This window comes from Gordonia sp. ALPHA1B1, from assembly GCF_005502615.1.
Lineage (GTDB): Bacteria > Actinomycetota > Actinomycetes > Mycobacteriales > Mycobacteriaceae > Gordonia > Gordonia hongkongensis.
In genome coordinates this window covers 1-21,169 of record NZ_SCOC01000032.1, presented here as the reverse complement: position 1 = coordinate 21,169, position 21,169 = coordinate 1, and the positions used below count along the sequence as shown (strand labels likewise).

Genomic DNA, 21,169 nt, shown 5'->3' with positions numbered 1-21,169 from the left:
AGGCAGCAGGAGGTCAGACGTCGCCGCGGCGGAGCATGCGACCGCGGGCGGTCTCGAAGTCGACCTTCTGCCCGCGCACCCAGGTCCCCTTGACCACACCGGCGAGTGCCCGGCCGTCGTAGGGGCTGACCGGGTTCTTGTGGTGGAGGCGGTTGACGTCGACGATCTGCGCGGATTCCGGCTCGAAGATCGCGAAGTCGGCGTCGCAGCCGAGGGCGATGCGACCCTTGGTCGGCAGGCCGGCGAGGTCGGCGGGTTTCGACGCCATCCACTCGATGACCTGCGGCAGGTCGATGCCGCGCTTCTTTGCCTCGGACCAGATGAGCGACAGCCCGAGCTGAAGCGAGGCGACCCCACCCCATGCGACGCCGAAGTCGCCGTTCTCGGGGTCCTTGAGGTCGACGGTCGAGGGCGAGTGGTCGGAGACGATGCAGTCGATGGTGCCGGCCAGCAGCCCCTCCCACAGCAGTTCACGGTTGCCGGCCTCGCGGATGGGCGGGCAGCACTTGAAGGCCGTCGCGCCGTTGGGTACCTCTTCGGCCAGCAGGGTGAGGTAATGCGGGCAGGTCTCGACAGTGATCTTCACACCGTCGCGCTTCGCGCTGGCCAGCATCGGCAGCGCGTCCGACGACGACAGGTGGAGGACGTGGGCGCGGACGCCGGTCCAGCGCGCCCGCTCGATGACCTCCGCGATCGCCAGGTTCTCGGCGCCGCGCGGACGGGACGCGAGGAAGCGGGTGTACTCATCGCCCTCGGGGGAGGGGGCCTTGTCGATGGCGCGGGAGTCCTCGGCGTGGACGATCATCAGCGAGTCGAATTCGGCGAGTTTGGCCATGTCGGCTTCCATCTCGTCGGCCGTCAGGTGCGGGAACTCGTCCACTCCCGAATGCAGCAGGAAGCACTTGAAGCCGAACACACCCGCGTCGTGCAGGCCGCGCAGATCGTCCTCGTTGCCCGGGATGGCGCCGCCCCAGAATCCGACGTCGATGTGTGTCTTACCTTGTGCCGCAGCACGTTTCTCGGCCAACGCGTCGACGTTCACGGTCGGCGGGATCGAGTTGAGCGGCATGTCGATGAGCGTGGTGACACCACCCGCGGCCGCCGCCCGGGTGGCCGAGTCGAAACCCTCCCACTCGGTGCGCCCGGGCTCGTTGACGTGTACGTGGGTGTCCACGAGTCCGGGGATCATGACCTGATCGTCGGCGAGCTCGATGACCTCGGCCCCGGTCAGTCCGCTGCCGAGGGGCTCGATCGCGACGATCCGACCGTCGCGGATACCGATCTCGCGGGCCACGATGCCGGCCGTGGTGAGAGTCTGTTCACCCCGCACGACCAGGTCGAACGGTGCGTCGGAAGTAGCGGCCGGGGCATCGGGTGTTGCGGTCATGGGGCGGGACTCCTTGCTGGTGCCGTGTCCGGTGTCGTTCCAGAGACTAACCCAGGTTATTCCTCATCATGGAATGAAGCTGCGTCATTTCGGAACTCAACTCGCGAGTAGGCCGGTGTCGTGCTATTGACAACGGCCTCGATCGTCAGGCTAACTGTCACGAACGCGGAAAATTCATTCCACATCACGGAACTCCGCGAGTGTAGGAGCGCGGTCATCGATGACCGTCCGACCGAAAGTGCAGACATGAGCACTGAGTAGCACACAGCCCCCGTCGACGGACCGGTTTCGGAGGTCACCGGCACCGTCCCGGCCGGGCTGAGTCCGAAGCTGTACAACGACGACCTGGCACCGACCAGCCGCGTCGGACGACGCTGGAACACCTACAACATCTTCACGTTGTGGGCCAACGACGTACACAGTCTCGGCAACTACGCCTTCGCCATCGGTCTGTTCGCGCTCGGGCTCGGCGGGTGGCAGATCCTGACCGCCCTGGTGCTGGGTGGGGTGTTCCTCTTCCTGCTGCTGAATCTCTCCGGCTTCATGGGGGAGAAGACGGGCGTGCCGTTCCCGGTCATGAGCCGCATCTCGTTCGGGTTCCGCGGCGCCCAGATCCCCGCCCTCATCCGCGGTGGGGTGGCGATCGCGTGGTTCGGCATCCAGACCTACCTCGCGTCGGTCGTCCTGCGAATCATGCTGGTGGCGCTGTTCCCCGGCGCCGCCGACCTGGACACCAATCGTTTCCTCGGGCTCTCCACCCTGGGCTGGATCTCGTTCGTCTCGCTGTGGGTGATCCAGGTGATCATCGTCAGTTACGGCATGGAGATGATCCGTCGCTACGAGGCCTTCGCCGGTCCGGTCATCCTGGTCACCATGGTCGCCCTGGCCGTCTGGATGCTGAGCAACGCCGACTGGACCATCGCGTGGTCGACGCCCGATTCGCTGACCGGCGTGGACATGTGGCTCCAGATCATCGGCGGCGCGAGCCTGTGGGTGGCGATCTACGGGACCTTCGTCCTCAACTTCTGTGACTTCACCCGCAACGCGGAATCGCGAAAAGCGATCGTGCGCGGGAACTTCTGGGGCATCCCGCTGAACATGCTGCTCTTCGGCGCCATCGTGATCACCCTCGCCGGAGCGCAGTTCCGCATCAACGGCACAGTCATCGAGTCGCCGTCGGACATCGTCCAGACCGTTCCCAACACGTTCCTGCTGGTGCTGGCCTGCCTCGCGCTGCTGATCCTCACTGTCGCCGTGAACCTCATGGCCAACTTCGTCGCGCCGATCTACGCGCTGTCCAACCTGTTCCCGCGCCACCTCGACTTCCGGCGCGCGGCGCTCGTCGCCGCGATCATCGGCCTGGTCATCCTGCCGTGGAACCTCTACAACTCGCCGGCGGTGATCAACTACTTCCTCGGCGGACTCGGTGCCCTTCTCGGCCCGCTGTTCGGTATCGTCATGGCCGATTACTGGCTCGTCCGCCGTTCGCGAATCGACGTGCCCGCGTTGTTCACCGAGGCACCGGGCGCCGCCTACCACTACCGGAACGGGGTCAACATGCGGGCGATCCTCGCGCTCGTCCCGACTGCGGCCATCGCCCTGGTGATGGCCTTCGTCCCGGCCTTCGAGGTGATCTCGGAGTTCTCCTGGTTCATCGGCGCCGGTCTCGGTGCGATCGTGTACCTGGCGGTCGCCGACCGTCGCGGTCCGTTCGCCGAGGTGTCGGGCGAGTCGATCTCCGTCGCCAGCACTCACTGACCCACAAAGGACATCACCGTGCGCATCCTGGTCGCCAACGTCAACACCACCGTGTCGATGACCGAGGCCATCGCCGACTCGGCCCGCTCGGTCGCCTCCCCGGGGACCGAGATCGTGGGGATCACACCGCGTTTCGGCGCCGACTCGTGTGAGGGGAATTTCGAGTCCTACCTCGCCGCGATCGCCGTGATGGACGCGATCCTCGCCTACCCCGAACCGTATGACGCGGTCATCCAGGCCGGTTACGGCGAACACGGCCGAGAGGGACTCCAGGAGCTCCTCGAGGTGCCGGTCGTCGACATCACCGAGGCCGCGGCGTCGACGGCGATGTATCTGGGACACCGCTTCTCGGTGGTGACGACCCTGGACCGGACGGTCCCGCTCATCGAGGACCGGCTCAAGCTCGCCGGCCTCGACCAGCGGTGCGCATCGGTGCGGGCGTCGGGACTCGGTGTGCTGGAACTCGAGTCGGACCCGGAGCGGGCCGTGAAGGCGATCGTGGAACAGTCCACGCGTGCGGTCAGCGACGACCACGCCGAGGTGATCTGCCTCGGGTGCGGCGGCATGGCCGAACTCGAGGAGCAGGTTCGTGAGGCGACCGGAGTGCCGATCGTCGACGGTGTGCGGGCGGCGGTCACGATCGCCGAAGGTCTTGTCCGAATGGGGCTCTCGACGTCGAAGATACGGACCTACGCCCCGCCGCGGGAGAAGAAGATCACCGGCTGGCCGTTCAACCGCTAGTCCGCCTTCGCCGCCTGCGGCCACCGGGGATCCCGTCCGGTCAAGGCGGCGAGGCGGTCGACGAGGGGTGCGTCGTCGGGTACCTCGACCACCGGCCCGAACATGCCGTCGCGCTCTTCCTGCGGTTGGGGTGGGTAGTGGAGGTCGAAGACGACCTGGAGGATGTCGTCGGAGATGTCGAACGGGATGCCCATGGCACGTGCGATGTCCCATCCGTGCAGCACGAGTTCCGACAGCGCCACGAGTCCCATGATCTCGGCCGGCAGTTCGACACCGCCCGCCCGGGTCATGCCGTCCCAGGCGGCGGGGTCATCCCAGGAGTCGGCGAGGTCGTGGACGTGGCGACGCAGGTCGTCGCGCCACTGCGTCGAGAGCTGACTCTGCGCTGGGTCCGGCGGCGTCGAGGTCAGCGGTCCGAAGTCCTTCCGCGCCGCGGCCGCGAAGGCCTGGGACAGGCCGTCGACGTGGGCGACCAGCGCGGCGAGGTCCATGTCGCCGCAGGGGGTCGGACGGCCCAGGTCGGCGTCGGCGACTGTGGCGGTCAGAGCGAGCATGTGATCGGCGGCCGCCGATATCGATCGTGCCTGCGTGGTGTCGGTGGGCATGGGACTCCCTCTCGTCGTGTGTGCACTCAACAAGGCTGACCCGCTCGACGCCGGTTTCTCATCGGCCGCACCGATGCCCCCGTACGGTGGTCACGTGACCTCTCCGATCCGCGAGTACACGACCATCAGTCATCCGACGCCGAATACCCGTGTCTGGCACGAGATCCAGGGCGCCGGGCAGCCGCTCGTGCTGCTCCACGGCGCCTTCTCGGGTGCATCGTCGTGGGGCGGGCAGGTGCCGGCCCTTGTCGACGCGGGGTGGAAGGTCTTCTGTCCGGAACGTCACGGTCACGGACACAGCCCGGACGTGACCGACGAGTTCCACTACGCGGACATGGCCGAGGAGACGATCGCCTACCTCGACGAGGTAATCGGTGGTCCCGCCGAGATCGTCGGGTGGAGCGATGGCGCGGTGGTGGGTGTGCTGGTCGCGCTGCGTCGGCCCGACCTGGTCCGGCATCTGGTCCTGATCGGCCAGTACTACAACAGTTCGGGCCGGGCGGTCGGCGGCATCCTCGACGCGCTCGATTCCGCCGACGACGAGCTGATGGAGTTCTTCGCTGCCGACTACGCGTCCGAATCCCCGGACGGTGCAAGGCATTTCCAGGTCATCTTCGACAAGACGATGGCGATGATCAACTCCGAACCCGAGATCGACCTCGGTGATCTGGCCGCGATCACAGCACCGACGCTGGTCATGCAGGGGGACCGCGACGAGGTGACGCTCGAGCACAGCCGCGACGTCGTTGCCGCCATTCCGGGTGCCCGCCTGGCCGTGATCCCCGGGACGCACCTCATCCCCATCGAGGCGCCGCAGGCGGTGAACGCGGTCCTCGTCCAGTTTCTCGGCGCGGAGTGAGCCGGAGCCGTCAGTCCGGGACCATCGCCGAGAACGCGTCGGCCAGGGTGGGATAGAGGTCGAGCGTGTCGTCCAGGCCCGTCAGCCGCAGGGGCCGAGTGATGGCGGGATGCCCGCCGACGACGCCGAACCGGCCGCCGGCCGGGGTGACGGCCGCGTGCGCGGCGAGGAGCGCGGCGATGCCGGACGACGCGAGGAAGTCGGTGGCGGTGAGGTCGACGATCAGCCCCCGGGGTCGCTCGCTCACTGCTTCCAGCACGGCCGCACCCAACTGCGGGACGGTGAGCAGGTCGATGCTGCCGTGCACAGTCAGGATTATGAGTTGATCGCGCTGCGTCGAGATCACTGCCAGCGCGCGACCTGCCCGGGACGCGTCCTGGTCATCGTCGACGACCACCGGTTCGAAGCTGTCTGCCCTCATGTAGCCCTGCCTCCCTGTTCGCTCGAAGTCGCCCGTCCGTGAGATGGCAGCGCCTCGAGGTCCGCCTGGTGGCGTCGGCAGTTGGCTTCACCGGTGCCTTGGTGTGTCCTCGATATGACGTTCGGCGCCGTCGAAGACGCGGATGGCTGCGTGCCCCTCCCCGAGCACCGCGACATACCCGGCGACAGCTACTGCGCTGATGAGGAGCAGGTACCAGCCGGCAGCGTGATCGAAGGCCAGCAGGTAGAGCGCGGTCAGTGTCGCGGCGCAGATCGCCGCGGGCGGCAGTGCCGGAAGCCATCGTCTGTCTCGCAGGACGAGTATCGCCGCCTGACACTGCACGGCGATCTGCATCAGGGCCAGGAGCGCCCCGGCGCCGGCCATCCCGAGCAACCCCGGCAGTGTTCCGGTGTCGGAGAGGGCCGCAGTCGCGACGGTCGCGAGAATCGCGACCGAGCCGAGGGTTGCTCCGACCGTCGGGGAGGTGAAGCGCGCGAAGTCCTGGTCTACAGAGTTCTCGGGGTTGTCGACGGAAAGGTACATGACTTCTGTCTAACGCCTGATGCACGTCGGCGGTAGTATGCACAATATTGTCCATATGGACGAGAATGTCCACGGCGATGGCAGGGATGTGCGATGGAGAACCAGGATGATCCCGTGTTGCGCGACCCGGTTCGACGCGCCTACGAGGTGTGCCCGGTCGAGGTGAGCGTCGCCGTGCTCGGCGGTTCCTGGAAGATGACCATCGTCAAGAACCTTCTCGAGGGGCCGATGCGATACGGCGCCCTCGGGCGGGCAGTCGGTCCGGTCACGCCACGAGTGCTCACCCGCCAGCTACGTGAACTCGAATGTGACGGCATCGTGCAGCGCACGGCCTATCCCGAAGTCCCACCGAGAGTTGAGTACTCGCTCACCGAACAGGGACGGGCGTTGCGCCCCTTCGTCACCGCCCTCAACGAGTGGGGTAAGACCTACGCGACCGAGGTGATCGAACCCAAGGTCGCGCAGCGGGAGAGTGCGGCGAGCTGAGTCGAGGTCGCCGCCAGCCGGCGCAGTGTTCCGCGGAACACTCATGACCTCTGATCGAGGGGCGGGAGGAATTGTCGGTGCCTGGCGATACCTTGTTCCGGTACTTCTCGTTCGGTTCTGGGGGTTGCGATGGGGGTCAGTGCTTTTCGTTCCGGTGGAGATGCGTCGTCGATGTTCGACGATGCGGATCCGGTCTCATTGACGGATGAGGTGCTCGAGGCGCGGGTGCTGGGATATGCGGCTCAGATCACGGCGCTGACAGCGGAATTCCTTGAACTGGTGGCAGAACTGGATGAGCGGGAGTCGTGGCGGGGGCCGGGGATTCATTCGCTGGCGCACTGGTTGTCGTGGAAGGCCGGCATTGCACCGCGAACGGCGCATGAGCAGTTGAGGGTCGCCAAGGCGATACGAGAATTGCCGGCGATCCGCACGGCGTTTCGCGAGGGTCGGCTGACGTATTCGAAGGTCCGCGCCCTGACACGGGTGGCTACGCCGGAGCGGGAGGCGGAGTTGGTGAATCTGGCGTTGTCGTGCACGGCGAGTCAGTTGGATCGGGCGGTACGGGCGATGGGCCAGGTCGACCGCAACTGTGGCGTCGAAGAGGAAAGCCGGCCACCGGTGGAGTCGACGGGCCGGTGGAAGTGGAACGATGACGGGTCGTTGTCGGTGTCGCTGCGGTTGAGTCCGTTGGATGGGGCGCGGTTTTTGGCCGGGACGGTGCGTGCGGAGTATGAAGGCACCCGGACCTGCGATGATCCGGATCTACCGTCGGCTGAGAGTGTTCCGCGGAACACTGACGCCGGTTCGGCACCTGAGGATTCGGAGGTGGTTCCGTCTCGGCGTCGGGATCTGTGGCGGCAGGTGCCGTCGAATGTTGCGCCGGCGGTGGTGGCGATGGCCGACATGGTGCATGACGGGATCGCGATGCCCGATCTTGCGCCGGGTGCGGAGATCCTGATTCATGCCGGTGACGGGGTGGAGTCGGCTCATCTCGATGACGGTCCGGCGTTGTCGGAGGCCGAGGTGGACGAAGCCCGGTGCGGGGCGTCGACGCGGGATGTGGCGAGTCGCCGGGTGCCCGGGCAACTCGGCAAGCTGGCGTTGTTGGGGGTGGGGCGTCGGAAGCGGGCGCCGAACAAGGCGTTGGTGCGGGCGTTGTTCGTGCGGGATCGGTGTTGTCAGGTGCCGGGGTGTGGGCGTACGCGTCATCTGCATGCCCATCATGTGGTGTTCTGGTCGGCGGGTGGGGGGACGGATCCGGACAATCTGATCTTGTTGTGTGGGTCGTGTCATCGGTCGTTGCATCGGGGCGAGTTTGCGATCACCGCGCATGGGTTGCAGCGGTTCACGTTTCATCGCCCGGACGGCACTGAGATCGAGGTGGCGCCACCGACTTCGAGGCCGGGCGGGTGGCGACCCGATCAACGGATCGGGGTAGATGCGACGGTGCCGATCGGTGGGGGTCGGATGGATTTGGGTTACACCACCGAGGTGCTCTACGCGGTGTGGGAATGGAAGCAGCGCAACGAGACTCGCTCAGCACCAGTCGTCCGAGAGGCGGCGTAGCTATTCGTCGCGCAGCTCATCGATGTCGGTCCGCGTGATCTCGGTGAGCCGGTCGAGGATTCGGGTGTAGGACGGGGACTGGCGGTGGACGAGGGAGGTGTGGGTCTCGCCGTCGAACATGTGCAGCTCGGCCGAGCCGCCGGCGGCGTCAAGGGCGGTCGCGTAGCGGCGGGAGTTGGTCGGGTCGACATCGTCGTCGGCCAGTCCGTGGAACAAGGTGACCGGTAGCGCCGGATCGAGATTGCGGATGGGGTCGACCGAGTCATAGCGCGCGGGGACCTGTCGTGGTGTGCCACCCAGGACATGGGTGATCACCCGGTTGTTGCCGTGGTCGACGGCGTGGCGCATGTCCAGCGGGCCGGAGATGGACACCGCCCGGATGGAACGAAGGCCGGACGCGAACCCACTTCGTCATCGGTGAGGCGATGGCGCGTGCCGCCCCACACGGCCAATTGCGCACCGGCGCTGTGACCGACCACCAGCTCGTCGTCGATTCGCAACTGCGGGTAGGTCTCGGCCATCGCGGGCACATGGTCGAGTGCTCGGGCCACGTCGTGGAAGGTCGTGGGCCACCCTCCGCCGGTGCCCAGACGTCGGTACTCCACGTTGTAGACGGCCAACCCCCGGTCGGCGAGGTCTCTGGCCATCTCGTCGAATTGCTCTGCACCGGCCCGGCTTTCCCAACCGCCACCGTGGATGATCGTCACCAGCGGCAGCGAGTCGTCGTCGCGGGCGCCCGCAGGCAGGTACAGATCGGCCCAGTTCTCGGCGGGGTCGGCATCGTCGGAATTGAGATACTCGACGCGGACGACGTCGAAGGATTCGGTCCCCGCGGGGACCGGGGGAGCCGTCGCGGGTCCGTGCGCAGCCGATGGCGTACCGAAAGACGGTGATGGCGTTGACGACTGCTGGTCCGGCGGAGTCGAGCAACCACCGGCCACGAGCGCGATCACGCTGACAGCCACCGCGACAATCCGACGTCTCATCGCCTCACCGCAAACCGGAGGGCACGATCTTGCCGTTGACCGTGACGGTCACCTCGCCGGTCTCGGTGTTCTCGGAGATCTCGCCGTGCTCGAAGGTGACCACCTCGAGGTCACCGTCGACCGTCACGTCGCTCGTGGGCACACCGAGCGGCCCGGCCGAGCCGTTGGTGCCGAGGAGCAACGGGGTGCCGTCCGGAGCGCGCTCGGTGTTCCAGGCGTCCCGGATCTTGCCGGAGGTGACGATGTACCCGGGCGTTGCGGGGTCGCTGTCCCTCGCGATGATCACGCCACCGCGGAACTGTTGGTAGACAACGCCACTCTCTCGTGTCCCCGCGTTGTGATCCCCGGTCAACGGCTTGCCCAGGGCGGCCCGCTGTGCCTCGGTCGCCGACGCGTACTTCGTTGCGATCGGACCGGTGAGGGTCACCTCGACATCGTCCTCGCCCATGACCGTCGTCTCGGTGGGCTTCGCGTTTTCTACGACAGGAACGGGGCCCGTCGTGTCGCCGGCCGCTGAGGTCGTCGTCGAACCCCCGGTCGTCGAGGCTCCGGAGGGTGACTCGTCGGCGTCTGACGTGCCGCAACCGGCGGCGATCAGTGTGATCGCGAACAATCCGGCGACCAACTCGGAGCGGCGGGATGCCACCAGTTTCATGTGATCCTCTCGACCCTCGACTCGTCGGCCTAGGTGTATCACGGACCGCGACCCGTCGCCGAGCGGCTGCGGTTCACCCGTGCCGACGGCGGTACTCGCCCGCGGCACCCGGATGCAGGGGGATGGGTCCGGTGAGGATCAACGACTGCGCGTCGAGGAACTGGCTGCCGATCGCCTGGGCGGGCACGAGGTGAGCAGCCTGGTCGAGCAGGACGTCGGCGATGGCCGCGGCGGTCGCATCCGGTACATCCCGACGGGCGAGCAGGAGATTCGCGATCCCGACGGTGGTGACCGCGGGGTGCCGGCCGTAGATGTCGGCCGGGATGCGTACGGGCTCGTATGCGGGTCCGAACCGCTGTCGTAGGCCCGCGACTACGCCACCGAGGTCGAGCAGGACGATCGGCACGCGCAAGTCGGTGAACGCCGGGGTCGGCAGACCGCCCGCCCACATGACGGCGTCGACCTCTCCCGCGGCAAGGGCGGCGCCAGCGTCGGCCATCGTCTGCTGGACCGGGCGGATGTCGCGGCCGGCATCGAGGCCGGCTGCGGCGAGTACCCGCTCGGAGAGTCCGGCGGCGCCGGACCCCGGTGCTCCGACACTCACCGACCGCCCGCGCAGGTCGGCGACCGTCGCGATCCCGGACCCTGTGCGGACCGCCACCTGAAAGTAGTTCTCGTACACGCATCCGAGCGCCGTCAGCTGTGGGCCCGCGCGCTCGATGGCCGTGTCGCTGAGACTGATGGCGAGTTCCGCGGAACCGTTCGCCAGGGCGTCGAGGTTCTCGGCCGAGCCGCCGGACTGCCGCGGGCGGATCTCCAGCGCGCCGGACCGGTCGGCCGCCGCGGCGAGGAGACCGGCGAACTCCCAGAAGAAGCCACCGGGCTCGCCCGCCGCGAGGCGGACCGGTGCGCCGCGTTCGGTTTCGCACGCGGTCAGGAGAAGCAGCGCGCCCAGGCCGGTGGCCCCGCGGAGCATAGTCCGCCGGTCCACCGGCCCGCGCGCGAACGACATGATGACACCTTAGGCCCGCCGGGCAACGGCCTCTGCGTCGAGGAAGGCCCGCCCCTGCTCGCGATCGAGTGGGGTCTCCGCCTTGTTGCGCAAGACGAAAATGTAGACCATCAGCGACACCGCGATCACGACGGTGACGTAGGCGATGAACCACGGGACATGACCGCCGTTCTTCGCGGCCTGGTAGATCAGCGGCGCGGTGCCGCCGAAAGCCGAGTTCGCGAGCGCGTAGCCCAGACCCACTCCCAGCGCGCGAACGTGAGAGGGGAAGAGCTCCGCCTTCACGATCGCGTTGATGGAGGTGTAGCCGGTGAGGATGATGTAGCCGACTGCGAGCAGGGTCAACGACGTTGCCACCGAGGTGGTCTGGGGCAGGTAGGTGATCAGGACGTAGGTGTACAGGACACCGCCGACGCCGAAGAAGATGAGGACGGGTTTGCGTCCGACCTTGTCGCTGATCATCCCGCCGATCGGCTGCAACACCATCAGGAAGATCAAACCGATGAGGTTGATCCAGGTCCCGGTGCGACCGTGGTCTTCGTAGGCGGTCTTGACGATGGCCGGTGCGTTGACGCTGTAGGTGTAGAAGGCGATGGTGCCGCCGATGGTGACCAGGAAGCAGACCAGCAGAGGGCGCCAGTAGTTCAGAACGAGTTCGCGAATCGAGCCGGACTCGGAGTCGGCCCCGCTGCGGACGGCCTCCAACTGCTCCGGGGTGAGCGACTCGTCCATGCTGCGGCGCAGCCAGAAGACGACCACCGCGGCCACGCCGCCGATGAGAAACGCGATACGCCAACCGAAGTCGGAGATCTGGTCCTTGTCGAGGAAGCCCTGCATCACCAGCAGGGTGAGCTGCGCCAGTACGTGTCCGCCGATGAGCGTGACGTACTGGAACGACGAGAAGAAGCCGCGACGCTCCCGGGTGGCCGCCTCGGACATGTAGGTGGCCGACGCGCCGTACTCGCCACCGGTCGCGAATCCCTGTACCAGTCGACAGAGCACCAGGACGACCGCCGCCCATACGCCGATCGACTCGCGACCCGGTGTCAACGCGATGACCAATGAGCACGCCGCCATCAGCGACACGCTGAAGGTCAACGCGGCCCGGCGGCCCCGACGGTCCGCGTACCGACCGAAGAACCAGGAGCCGACCGGCCGCATCAGGAAGGTGACGGCGAAGATGGCATACACGTAGACGGTTGAGTTCTTGTCGGCCGAGTCGAAGAACTGGCTCTCGAAGTAGGTCGCGAAGACGGTGTAGACGTAGACGTCGTACCACTCGACGAGGTTGCCGGACGACCCGCGCAGGGTGTTGAGCACGGCACGACGCGTCGCCGCGGCCGACGACGTCGGCGGTGCGCTCCGGGCGTTCGCGGGTTGCCGGGTGGGCGAGTCGGTCATCAGGGTCCTCCAGGTCGTCGAACGTGCACCCGACCCGGTCCGGCGTCGGTGCCCCTAACACTGTGAACGCAGTCACAGGCGGAACGGAAGCCGATCGCGGTTTCCTAACACTCCCTTAGGACAGGTCGTCCACGGCCTCGTGGAATGGGACGTCGGAGGCCGGGATCCAGAGGTCCACCCGCAGTCCCGCGGGGCGTCCGGCGGTCACCTCCAGTTCGCCGCCGGCTCCTTCGACAAGGGCCGCGGCGATGGCCAATCCGAGTCCGGAGCCCGGCCCGCTGCCGGACGACGCGCGGAAGAACCGCTCCGTGATGTGTGGCAAGTCGTCGGCCGTCACGCCCTGTCCGGTGTCGGCGACCCAGACCCGGATACGCGCTCCCTCGGATCGACAGCCCAGCTCTACGTGGGCACCTTCCCCGGCGTGGTTGACCGCGTTGCTCATCAGGACGTCCATCGCCCGGATGAGGTCGTCCTCGTCGAGCGCGGCGATCACCGACCCGGGCCGGGGCGGCGAAGTGATCGACGCCGACATCCCCGCGTCGGCGAGCGCGTCCGCCCAGAAATCGTGGCGCTCGACCAGCACGGCGGCGACGTCGCAGACCCCTGTGGTGGAACCGGCGGGCCGCGACTCGGCGGTGGCGAGGACGAGGAGGTCGTCGACGATGCGGTCGAGCCGGTCGATCTCCACGACGGTCTTCCGATGCGATTCCAGCGAGCGGCCGGTCAATCCGAGGCCGAGGGTGTCGAGGCGAAAGCGGACCGCCGCCAACGGATTACGAAGTGCGTGCGCGGTGTCGGCGACCAGGCGGCGCTGGGCGGCGGTGGCGTTCTCGACGTCGTCCGCCATCGCGTCGAAGATCCGGGCCAGCTCGCGGACCTCCGGTGGGCCGGTGTGGCGTTGACCGGGCGATCCGCCCGGGGTCGTGTCGTTCGCCGACGGGCCGCTGTCGATGATCGAGGCGCGCAGCGAGCGCACCCGTGCCGACAACGCCGTGAGTGGGCGAACTGTCCACCGCGACAACGCAACCGCGATCATCGACCCGATCACGAGCATCGCGAGGGCCCCGGCGGCGATCACGGCCCACGTTCTGACGACATCGCGTTTCGCCGCCGTCGTCGACGCCTCGATGACGACCGCGCCGTCGACCTGGGTGCCCGTGCCGATCGGCATGGCCACGAGTACCGAGTCGGGCGACCAGGGCGTAAGCCCCGACGCGATCCGCGTGCGTTGATTGCGCAGCGCCTCGGAGACAGCCTCGGCGACCGCGGGTGACCGGGCTGCGAGGCCGGCCGAAGCGCGCGTCGTGCCGGCTCGATCGACCACCACGACACCTTCGTCGTAGAGGTCGCGGTAGCGCTCGGCGGCCCGCTGGAGTTCCGTACCCCGCATCTCCGGATCCCGATCCGCGAGGTCGGCGAAATAGACCGCGGATGCGGTCCGGCTCTCGGTGAACCGTTGCAGCCGTTCACGACTCGCCGTCGTCGCGAGGGGTACCGCCAGGCCCAGGACCACGATCGCCGAATAGACGACGAGCACGAGCAACACGCGCCGCCACATCGCTCAGGAACCCCAGCGGTAGCCGTACCCGCGGATCGTCTCGATCACGCCGGGCCTGCCGAGCTTCGCCCGGAGCGCGGTCATGTGGACGTCGAGGCTGCGCGAGATGGCGACGTAGGCGTCGCCCCAGATCGCGTCCATCAACTGTTCGCGGCTCACGGCTTCGCCCCGGCGGGTGACGAGGTGCGCGAGGAGTTCGAACTCCTTGGGAGTGAGGGCGACGTCGGTGCCGGCCACGGTCACCAGTCGCGCGTCGAGATCGACGACGATGTCGCCGGTGGCGATCTGTCGCGCCGCGGGTGGAGGTGCGTCGGCGGTGCGCCGACGGGCGGCCACCTCCAGGCGGGCCATCAGCTCGCCGAGGCGCGCCGGTTTCACCACATAGTCGTCGGCGCCCCCGCGCAGCGCACGCACCACCGACCTCTCGTCCTGCCGCGCGGTGAGCACCACGACCGGCATCTCACTCACCGCCCGCAGCCTGCGCAGCACGGTCAGCCCGTCCTCGTCGGGCAGCCCCAGGTCGAGAAGCGCGAGGTCGAAGTCACGGTGACCCAGGAGGAGATCGGCGCCGCGGCGCATGCGACGGGGCTCGTGCCCGACCTCGTTCAGGGCGTCGACGAGTGCGTCACCGACCCCGTCGTCGTCTTCCACCACCGCGATACGCATCGTCTCTCACGGTACGACAGGAACCGGAGGCGACCTCTCAGAGCACGATCTGCCGATTCACGTCCTTGTATAGGAGGTACCGGAAGTTCGACGGCCCGCCGGCGTAGCAGGCCTGCGGGCAGAAGGCGCGCAGGGACATGTAGTCGCCCTCCTGGACCTCCACCCAGTCCTCGTTGAGCCGGTAGACGGCCTTGCCCTCCAGGACGTACAGGCCGTGCTCCATCACGTGGGTCTCGGCGAAGGGGATCGATGCGCCGGGCTCGAAGGTCACGATGTTGACGTGCATGTCGTAGGCGAGGTCCTGGGGATCGAGCATTCTCGTTGTGCGCCACGCGCCGTCGGTGTCGGGCATCGGGGAGGGCTCGATGTCGCGCTCGTTGCCGAACTTCGGGGCCGGCTCGTGGCCCGTGATGGGCTCGTAGCGCTTACGGATCCAGTGGAAGGAGACGGGGACATCGCCGCGGTTGTGTGCCGACCACGGTGTGCCCGCGGGCAGGTAGCCGAAGCCGCCGTCGGTCAGGACGTGTTCCTCGCCCGCGATGGTCACGGTCAGCGATCCGGCGGTGACGAAGACGAAACCCTCGACCTCCGACTGCGGTTCGGGCGCAGCCGATCCGCCGCCCGGGGCGACCTCGACGATGGTCTGGGCGAAGGTCTGCGCGCCACCGGGCACCGGGCGGTTGAGCACCCAGGCGCGGGTGTCGGTCCACTCCGGGAACACCGAGGTCACGATGTCACGCAGCACGCCGCGCGGGATCACCGTGTACGCCTCGGTGACGACCGCGCGGTCGCTGAGGAGATCGGTCTGCGGCGGGAGCCCACCGGCGGGGGTGTAGTACGGCGTCGCGTTCATCGGGTTGTCCTCTGTGAGTGGGGGAGTGCGAAGTCGCGCACCTTCTCGATGGGCAGATCGGTCGCGGTCTCGACCTCGTCGACGGTCAGCGCGCCGCACACCTCGCCGCGTCGGATGAAGCCGGCGAGTGCGCGGGCCGTCGCCGGTTCGTCGAGCACCGACGACTCGAGCTTGTGCGCGTAGTTGCGCAGACGCACTGCGGCGGAATCGAATCCGTCACGGTAGAAGGCGTATGTGGCCAGGAAGCGGGTGACGAGCTGCGCGGGGTGGAGGTCCCACCCCTGATAGAAGCCGCGCTCGAGGTGGCGCCGGACCAGTCGCGCGTGCAACGCCCAGCCGGCTTCGACGGCCTCGGCGTCTCCGACGGGGAGGATGTTCGTCGAACCGTCCGACAACCGCACACCGGTGCCGGCCGCGGCGAGTTGCATCACGGCCTTCGCGTGGTCGGCGACGGGATGTTCCATCGACTGATACGCCGCGGCGATGCCGAGGGATGCCGAATAGTCGTAGGTTCCGTAGTGCAGTGCGGTCACCCGGCCCTCGCCGGCCTGGATCATCGCCGCCACGGCCGCGGTGCCGTCGGCGCTCATCACCGACTGCGGGGTCTCCACCTGGATCTCGAAACCGATGCGACCCTGCGGAAGTCCGTGAACCCGCTCGAGTTCGCGGGCGACGGCGACCATCGCGACGACCTGGTCGGTCGAGGTGACCTTGGGCAGCGTGAGCGTCAGACCCGCCGGGAGGTCCCCGGTGTCCGCCAGGCCGGCGACGAACAGATCGAGGGTGCGCAGGCCGCGGGCGCGGACGTCGGCCTCGAAACACTTGAAGCGGATGCCGAGGAACGGCGGTGAGGCGTCGCCGGCCGCCCGGATCGCGGCGACGGCGGCGCTGACGTGCGCGTCCTCCTCGTCATCGGCGCGGACACCGTAACCGTCCTCGAAGTCGATGCGCAGATCCTCGATGGGCTCGGTGCGCAGCTTGTTCTCGACGAGATCCGCGAGCGCGGTGGCCGCCGAGTCGGTCCGGGCGACGGTCGAGCGGGCGATCGCGGCGAGGCCGCCGTGGTCGGCGGCTGCCTCCAGGGCGGAATGGCCCCACTCCCGGGCGAGCTCGGCGGTGTACCGGTCGGCGGGAACGTAGACCGTGTGGACCGGCTGCCGGCTCCCGTCGTCGCCCGGATACCGATCGGATAGCACCGCGTCCGACGGTGCGAGGGCGGCCTCGATCTCAGCGAGGAAGGTCGCGCCGAGGCGACCGGGTTGCACGCTCATGGCGCCCCTTCGTGTCGGATCAATGGAAATCAAATTCCGCAGAGCGGAGTTTACTCCAGAACTGTCGGATGCGACCACCCGTGTGCGCAGACGGACCCTGATTGTGGTTTCACATCATGGAACGTAGCGTGATGCCGGACTGTGGAGGTGGCGATGGCGGGGAACTCCGGCGGTGTGCAATCCGTCGAGCGCGCATTCGAACTGCTCGAGCTCATCGGGCGCGCCGGCGGCGAGTGCTCACTGAGCCATCTGTCGGCGGAATCCCCGCTTCCGCCCCCGACCATCCACCGGCTGCTGCGAACACTCGTGGGAATCGGGTATGTCCGGCAGCTCCCGAACCGGTCGTACGCCCTGGGCCCCCGGCTCATCCGACTCGGCGAGGTGGCCAACCGGCAGCTCGGCGCGGTCGCCGCACCCGTCCTCGCCTCCCTGGTCGGCGAACTCAGCGAGACCGCAAGTCTCGCCGTCCTCGACGGCGACATGGTCATCTACGTGGCGCAGGTTCCGTCCCCGCACAGCATGCGCACCAACAACGAGGTCGGCCGTCGGGTCACGATGCACAACACCGCGGTCGGCAAGGCCGTGCTCGCCGAACTCGACGATGCGCGCATCCTCAAACACGTCACGCAGGCCGGGCTCACCCCCGCCACCCAATGGAGCGTCACGTCGCTGTCGGGTGTGTTCGCGGCCGTCGAGCAGGTACGGGCGAGCGGGGTCGCCACCGACGAACAGGAACACGAGGTCGGCGTCTGCGGGATGGCGGTCGCCGTCCCCGGTGCGCCCACGCCCATGGCGGTCGGGATCTCCGGGCCGGTCGCCCGATTCGACGACGGGCTCCGGGCCCGCGCGGTCGGGGCGCTCCGCACGGCCGCGGAGACCGTGTCCGAGGCGCTGATCGGGTCGCGCGAGTCCTAGGGGCGGGGCGGCTAGATGGTCAGTTTCGTGGGCGTCGTGCGGTTGGCGCCGTCGCCGCTGGAACCATCGCCGACCTGACCGTCGTTGTTGAATCCCCAGCAGTACACCGACGCGGCCGCCATCGCGCACGACGTCCCGTTGCCGGTCGAGATCGAGGTGACGTCGGTCAGCGTCGAGACCTCGCGGGGGATCTTCACCGACCCGCCGGACGAGCCGAGCTGGCTGCGGTCGTCGTCTCCCCAGCAGAAGGCCCGGTCGTCGGAGACCGCGCAGGTGGTGCCCCAGTCGGTGGAGATGGCGGAGACGCCGCTCAGATTGCCGACCTGAACGGGGGCCTGGCGGGTCTCGGTGGTGCCGTCGCCGATCTGGCCGTAGGCGTTGGAACCCCAGCACCACGCGTCGCCACCGGCGACCGCACAGGTCGTCTGGAAGTACGTGCTGGTGTTCGTGTTCGGATCGTCGTCGTCGGATGCCTCGTGATAGCCGCCGACGGTGATGTCGGTGACATCGGTCAGCGAGCCGACCTTCACCGGTGCCGAGCGCGCCGTCGTGCTGCCGTCGCCGATCTGCCCGTTGTCATTGGCGCCCCAGCAGAACGCCGAGCCGTCCGACACCGCGCAGGTGGTGCCGTAGGCGGTGGTGATGTCGGTGACCACGCCGAGCCCGGGGATCTTCGTCGGTGCCGAGACCGGGTCGGTGCCACCGCCGGTGCCGAGCTGGCCGTATTCGTTGTTGCCCCAGCAGTAGGCGTCGGTGCCGGCGACCGCGCAGGTGGTGCCCCAGCCGGTGGAGATCGCCTTGACGTCGGAGATGGCGCCGACCTTGGTCGCGGAGTCCACCGTCGAACCGCTGGAACCGTTGCCGACTTCGCCGTAATGGTTGTTGCCCCAACAGAATGCGTCGCCGGCGGCGATGGCGCAGGCCGTCGAGACGTAGGCGTTCTCGCCGGTGAGGTAGCCGCCGGTGGTGACCGCGGTCGCGTTGGCGACCCCGGTCACCGCCACCGGTCGGGTGTGCGGCGTCGTGGAACCGTCGCCGAGCTGACCGGAGTCGTTGTCGCCCCAGCAGTGCACGCTGCCGTTGACCACGGCGCAGCTGCTGCCGAAGTTCGTGCTCACCACCGGCTGCGCGACGGTCGCCTTCTCCGGGTCGGCGACGGTGCTGCCCAGGACGGCGAGTCCCACGACGGCGGCGACCACCAGCAGCAGCACGGCGCCGAGGACGCCGGCGACGATGAGGCCGGTCCGCTTCTTCTTTTTCGGCGGGACCGGCGGCAGACCCGGGTAGCCGACCTGGGGATGCCCGGGCTGCGCGTGCGGGCCCGAGAGGTGAGGGGCCGAGGAGTGCATCGGCTGGGGACCCGACGGCTTGTTCATCAGCGGCTGCGGGCCCGACGGCCCGGTCATGGTCGGCTGCGGCGGCGGGGTGTACTGGCCATGGGGTGGGCCGAACTGCTGCTGGGGTCCCGAGGGGTGACCCGTGGACGGGCCGCCGGTGCCACCGCCGACGAGGGTGGGCGGCGGTACCGAACCCGCGATCATCGTGTTTCCCTGTGCGGCAGGGGATTCGAGCGCCGACTTCAAGGCGGCCGCGAAACTGCGGCAGTCGGGATAGCGGGATGCGGGATTCTTCGACAGGGCGCGCTGGAACACCGGGTCGAGGTGCGCGAGGTCGCCGCGCAGCTGGCCGATGTGGGGGACCGGGCGCTGGATGTGGCCCAGCATCACCGACGGTTCGGACTGTCCGACGAAGGGCGGCTGCCCCGCGAGCATCGCGTAGGCCGTGCAGGCCAGCGAGTACTGGTCCGACCGGGCCGTGGCGTCGGCGCCCTCGAGTGTCTCCGGGGCCGAGAAGGCGACCGTCCCGATGAACGAATGGGTGCCGGTCAGGTTGGCCGAACCGGCGAGCTTGGCGATGCCGAAGTCGAGCACGAGGGCGCGTTCGACGGCGTTCGTCGCCGGGTCGCGCGTGACGAGGATGTTGGCGGGCTTGATGTCCCGGTGCACCACGTGGTGGCGGTGCGCGTAGTCGAGGGCGTCGGCCACCTGTCCGACGACCGTCGACACCTCCGCCGGCGTCAGACGTTCCTCGGTGAGATCCTTGCCCTCGACGTAACTCATCGAGAACCAGGGCGAACCGTCCTCGATGCCGTACTGGTGGATGGTGATGATGCTGCGATGGTCGAGCTTCGCGGTGGTGCGGGCCTCGTTGGTGAAGCGCTGGTTGAACCCGGGCTGGGCACTGACCGCCGTGGAGATGACCTTCAGGGCCTCTCGCCGCTCGAGTTGCAGGTTCTCGACGAGGTACACCTCGCCCATACCGCCCGCGCCGAGCTGGGAGACCACGCGATAACCGGCGATGTGGGTGCCGGGACTCAACGGCACGGCGTCACCTCTTTCTGGCTTGGCGGGAGAGCGGCTGCCAAATGGCTGCTCTCGCAGACGTATGCAGGGACGATACCGAACCGGGAAAGGTCCGGGGCACCCTTCAACCGGATGACGGAGCCGACGCTAGAACGTGACCTGGGTGGGGGTCAGACGGTCGTCGGTGCCCCCGACGCCGAGCTGTCCGGTGGCGTTGAAACCCCAGCACCACAGGTATGACGACGCGAGCGCGCACGTGGTTCGTTCGCCGGTGGACACCGCGCCGACATCGGACAATCCGTTCACCCGGGTGGGCGCCGGCCGGTCGGTCAGGGTGCCGTCGCCGACCGAGCCCCAGGCATTGGCGCCCCAGCAGTACGCGATCCCGGCCGCGAGTGCGCAGGTGGTGTTCGACGTGCCGGTGCTGATGGCCTCGACTCCGTCCAGGCCGGACACCGGCGTCGCCGTGCGTCGGCCGTAGGTGGTGCCGTCGCCGAGTTGGCCGAACGCGTTGTCGCCCCAGCAATATGCACTCGCCCCGGCGATCGCGCAGGCGGTCGCGGCGCCCGCGGAGACCGACGTCGCGCCGTCCAGGTCGGCGACCCGGGTCGGGCGGGCCCGGTTGGTGGTCGTGCCGTCGCCGACCTGTCCGTTGTCGTTGAGGCCCCAGCAGTAGGCGTCGCCGGCTGCGACGGCACACGTGAAGTTCACACCGACGCTGATGGCGGTCACGTCGTCGAGCCCGGCGACCCGGACCGGCCGGTACTGATTCGCGGTCGAACCGTCACCGAGCTGGTCGAAGTCGTTGGTGCCCCAGCAGTACGCCGAGCCCGCCGAGATCGCGCACGTGGCCCAGTTGGCGGTCGAGACGGCGGTGACATCGGCGAGACCGGCGACCCGGGTCGGCGTCAGCCGCGCGTCGGTCGTGCCGTCGCCGATCTGCCCGTAGTCGTTGTTTCCCCAGCAGTACGCGAGTCGCTCGGCGATCGCACAGCTGTTGGGTCCGCCGGTGCTGATCGCGGTGACGCCGCTGAGATCGGCGACCGGCGTGGGCGTCTGGCGGGTGTCGGTCGTGCCGTCGCCGAGTTGGCCGGCCGCGTTGTCGCCCCAGCAGTAGGCGGTC

At 68.4% G+C, this 21,169-nt stretch carries 19 protein-coding genes and 2 pseudogenes; 6 read left to right on the top strand and 15 right to left on the bottom strand.

Annotated features, from left to right (window positions below; translation table 11 throughout):
- Positions 1-13 precede the first annotated feature (13 nt).
- The gene (gene allB, locus FFS52_RS18360; RefSeq protein WP_137810533.1) at positions 14-1,387 is read right to left on the bottom strand and encodes an allantoinase AllB; all 1,374 of its coding nucleotides are present in this window, start codon (positions 1,385-1,387) and stop codon (positions 14-16) included.
- A gap of 246 nt (positions 1,388-1,633) precedes the next feature.
- Here allB and FFS52_RS18355 point away from each other — a divergent pair.
- Positions 1,634-3,145 (top strand): annotated as a pseudogene (locus FFS52_RS18355) (NCS1 family nucleobase:cation symporter-1).
- A gap of 18 nt (positions 3,146-3,163) precedes the next feature.
- Complete coding sequence (locus FFS52_RS18350) at positions 3,164-3,886, top strand: aspartate/glutamate racemase family protein (RefSeq protein ID WP_068970589.1); 723 nt, start codon at positions 3,164-3,166, stop codon at positions 3,884-3,886.
- Here the strand turns inward: FFS52_RS18350 and FFS52_RS18345 are convergent.
- Positions 3,883-4,491, bottom strand: coding sequence for a TIGR03086 family metal-binding protein (locus tag FFS52_RS18345; RefSeq protein WP_068970588.1), 609 nt, complete (start codon positions 4,489-4,491; stop codon positions 3,883-3,885). The two genes, FFS52_RS18350 and FFS52_RS18345, sit on opposite strands and share 4 nt — an antisense overlap.
- A gap of 94 nt (positions 4,492-4,585) precedes the next feature.
- On the opposite strand from FFS52_RS18345, the gene FFS52_RS18340 reads away from it, so the two are divergent.
- On the top strand, positions 4,586-5,350 hold the full coding sequence (locus FFS52_RS18340) for an alpha/beta hydrolase (protein ID WP_137810532.1): 765 nt from the start codon (positions 4,586-4,588) through the stop codon (positions 5,348-5,350).
- Positions 5,351-5,360: 10 nt separating this feature from the next.
- On the opposite strand, the gene FFS52_RS18335 is transcribed toward FFS52_RS18340, so the two are convergent.
- Together FFS52_RS18335 and FFS52_RS18330 are read right to left on the bottom strand one after the other, a co-directional pair.
- Positions 5,361-5,771, bottom strand: a complete 411-nt coding sequence (locus FFS52_RS18335) for an STAS domain-containing protein (RefSeq protein WP_137810531.1) — start codon at positions 5,769-5,771, stop codon at positions 5,361-5,363.
- 87 nt (positions 5,772-5,858) lie between these two features.
- Positions 5,859-6,314, bottom strand: coding sequence for a hypothetical protein (locus FFS52_RS18330; RefSeq protein ID WP_240199402.1), 456 nt, complete (start codon positions 6,312-6,314; stop codon positions 5,859-5,861).
- 93 nt (positions 6,315-6,407) lie between these two features.
- Between FFS52_RS18330 and FFS52_RS18325 the strand changes: the two genes are divergently transcribed.
- Positions 6,408-6,800 (top strand): helix-turn-helix domain-containing protein, encoded by a 393-nt coding sequence (locus FFS52_RS18325; protein ID WP_137810530.1) that lies wholly within the window; start codon positions 6,408-6,410, stop codon positions 6,798-6,800.
- A gap of 171 nt (positions 6,801-6,971) precedes the next feature.
- Positions 6,972-8,366 carry an HNH endonuclease signature motif containing protein gene (locus tag FFS52_RS18320; protein WP_249356464.1) on the top strand — a complete coding sequence of 465 codons (1,395 nt, stop codon included), beginning with the start codon at positions 6,972-6,974 and terminating at the stop codon, positions 8,364-8,366.
- Here FFS52_RS18320 and FFS52_RS24105 read toward each other — a convergent pair whose 3' ends face one another.
- The 9 genes from FFS52_RS24105 to FFS52_RS18280 form a co-directional block, all read right to left on the bottom strand.
- Positions 8,367-8,738 (bottom strand): prolyl oligopeptidase family serine peptidase, encoded by a 372-nt coding sequence (locus tag FFS52_RS24105; RefSeq protein WP_307814825.1) that lies wholly within the window; start codon positions 8,736-8,738, stop codon positions 8,367-8,369.
- Positions 8,678-9,352, bottom strand: coding sequence for an alpha/beta hydrolase (locus FFS52_RS18315; RefSeq protein WP_307814824.1), 675 nt, complete (start codon positions 9,350-9,352; stop codon positions 8,678-8,680). The genes FFS52_RS24105 and FFS52_RS18315 overlap by 61 nt, the downstream gene beginning before the upstream one ends.
- 4 nt (positions 9,353-9,356) lie before the next feature.
- Positions 9,357-10,007 (bottom strand): hypothetical protein, encoded by a 651-nt coding sequence (locus tag FFS52_RS18310; RefSeq protein WP_068972653.1) that lies wholly within the window; start codon positions 10,005-10,007, stop codon positions 9,357-9,359.
- 73 nt (positions 10,008-10,080) lie between these two features.
- Positions 10,081-11,019, bottom strand: a complete 939-nt coding sequence (locus tag FFS52_RS18305; protein WP_137810528.1) for a TAXI family TRAP transporter solute-binding subunit — start codon at positions 11,017-11,019, stop codon at positions 10,081-10,083.
- 9 nt (positions 11,020-11,028) lie between these two features.
- Positions 11,029-12,420 carry an MFS transporter gene (locus FFS52_RS18300; RefSeq protein ID WP_137810527.1) on the bottom strand — a complete coding sequence of 464 codons (1,392 nt, stop codon included), beginning with the start codon at positions 12,418-12,420 and terminating at the stop codon, positions 11,029-11,031.
- Positions 12,421-12,535: 115 nt separating this feature from the next.
- Positions 12,536-13,978 carry a HAMP domain-containing sensor histidine kinase gene (locus tag FFS52_RS18295; protein WP_068972649.1) on the bottom strand — a complete coding sequence of 481 codons (1,443 nt, stop codon included), beginning with the start codon at positions 13,976-13,978 and terminating at the stop codon, positions 12,536-12,538.
- A 3-nt stretch (positions 13,979-13,981) separates the two neighbouring features.
- Positions 13,982-14,644 (bottom strand): response regulator transcription factor, encoded by a 663-nt coding sequence (locus FFS52_RS18290; protein ID WP_068972650.1) that lies wholly within the window; start codon positions 14,642-14,644, stop codon positions 13,982-13,984.
- 37 nt (positions 14,645-14,681) lie between these two features.
- Entirely contained in the window at positions 14,682-15,497 is an 816-nt protein-coding gene (locus FFS52_RS18285; RefSeq protein ID WP_137810526.1) for a bifunctional allantoicase/(S)-ureidoglycine aminohydrolase, read from the bottom strand.
- Positions 15,494-16,768 (bottom strand): aldolase/citrate lyase family protein, encoded by a 1,275-nt coding sequence (locus FFS52_RS18280; RefSeq protein ID WP_137810525.1) that lies wholly within the window; start codon positions 16,766-16,768, stop codon positions 15,494-15,496. The genes FFS52_RS18285 and FFS52_RS18280 overlap by 4 nt, the downstream gene beginning before the upstream one ends.
- A gap of 153 nt (positions 16,769-16,921) precedes the next feature.
- Between FFS52_RS18280 and FFS52_RS18275 the strand changes: the two genes are divergently transcribed.
- Positions 16,922-17,683 carry an IclR family transcriptional regulator gene (locus FFS52_RS18275; RefSeq protein ID WP_058251688.1) on the top strand — a complete coding sequence of 254 codons (762 nt, stop codon included), beginning with the start codon at positions 16,922-16,924 and terminating at the stop codon, positions 17,681-17,683.
- An 11-nt stretch (positions 17,684-17,694) separates the two neighbouring features.
- Here the strand turns inward: FFS52_RS18275 and FFS52_RS18270 are convergent, their stop codons facing one another.
- Both FFS52_RS18270 and FFS52_RS18265 read right to left on the bottom strand, forming a co-directional pair.
- Positions 17,695-20,067: a protein kinase gene (locus FFS52_RS18270; protein ID WP_078113539.1), complete on the bottom strand. Its 2,373-nt coding sequence runs from the start codon at positions 20,065-20,067 to the stop codon at positions 17,695-17,697.
- A gap of 126 nt (positions 20,068-20,193) precedes the next feature.
- A pseudogene (locus FFS52_RS18265) lies at positions 20,194-21,169 on the bottom strand (serine/threonine protein kinase); the annotation flags it as partial.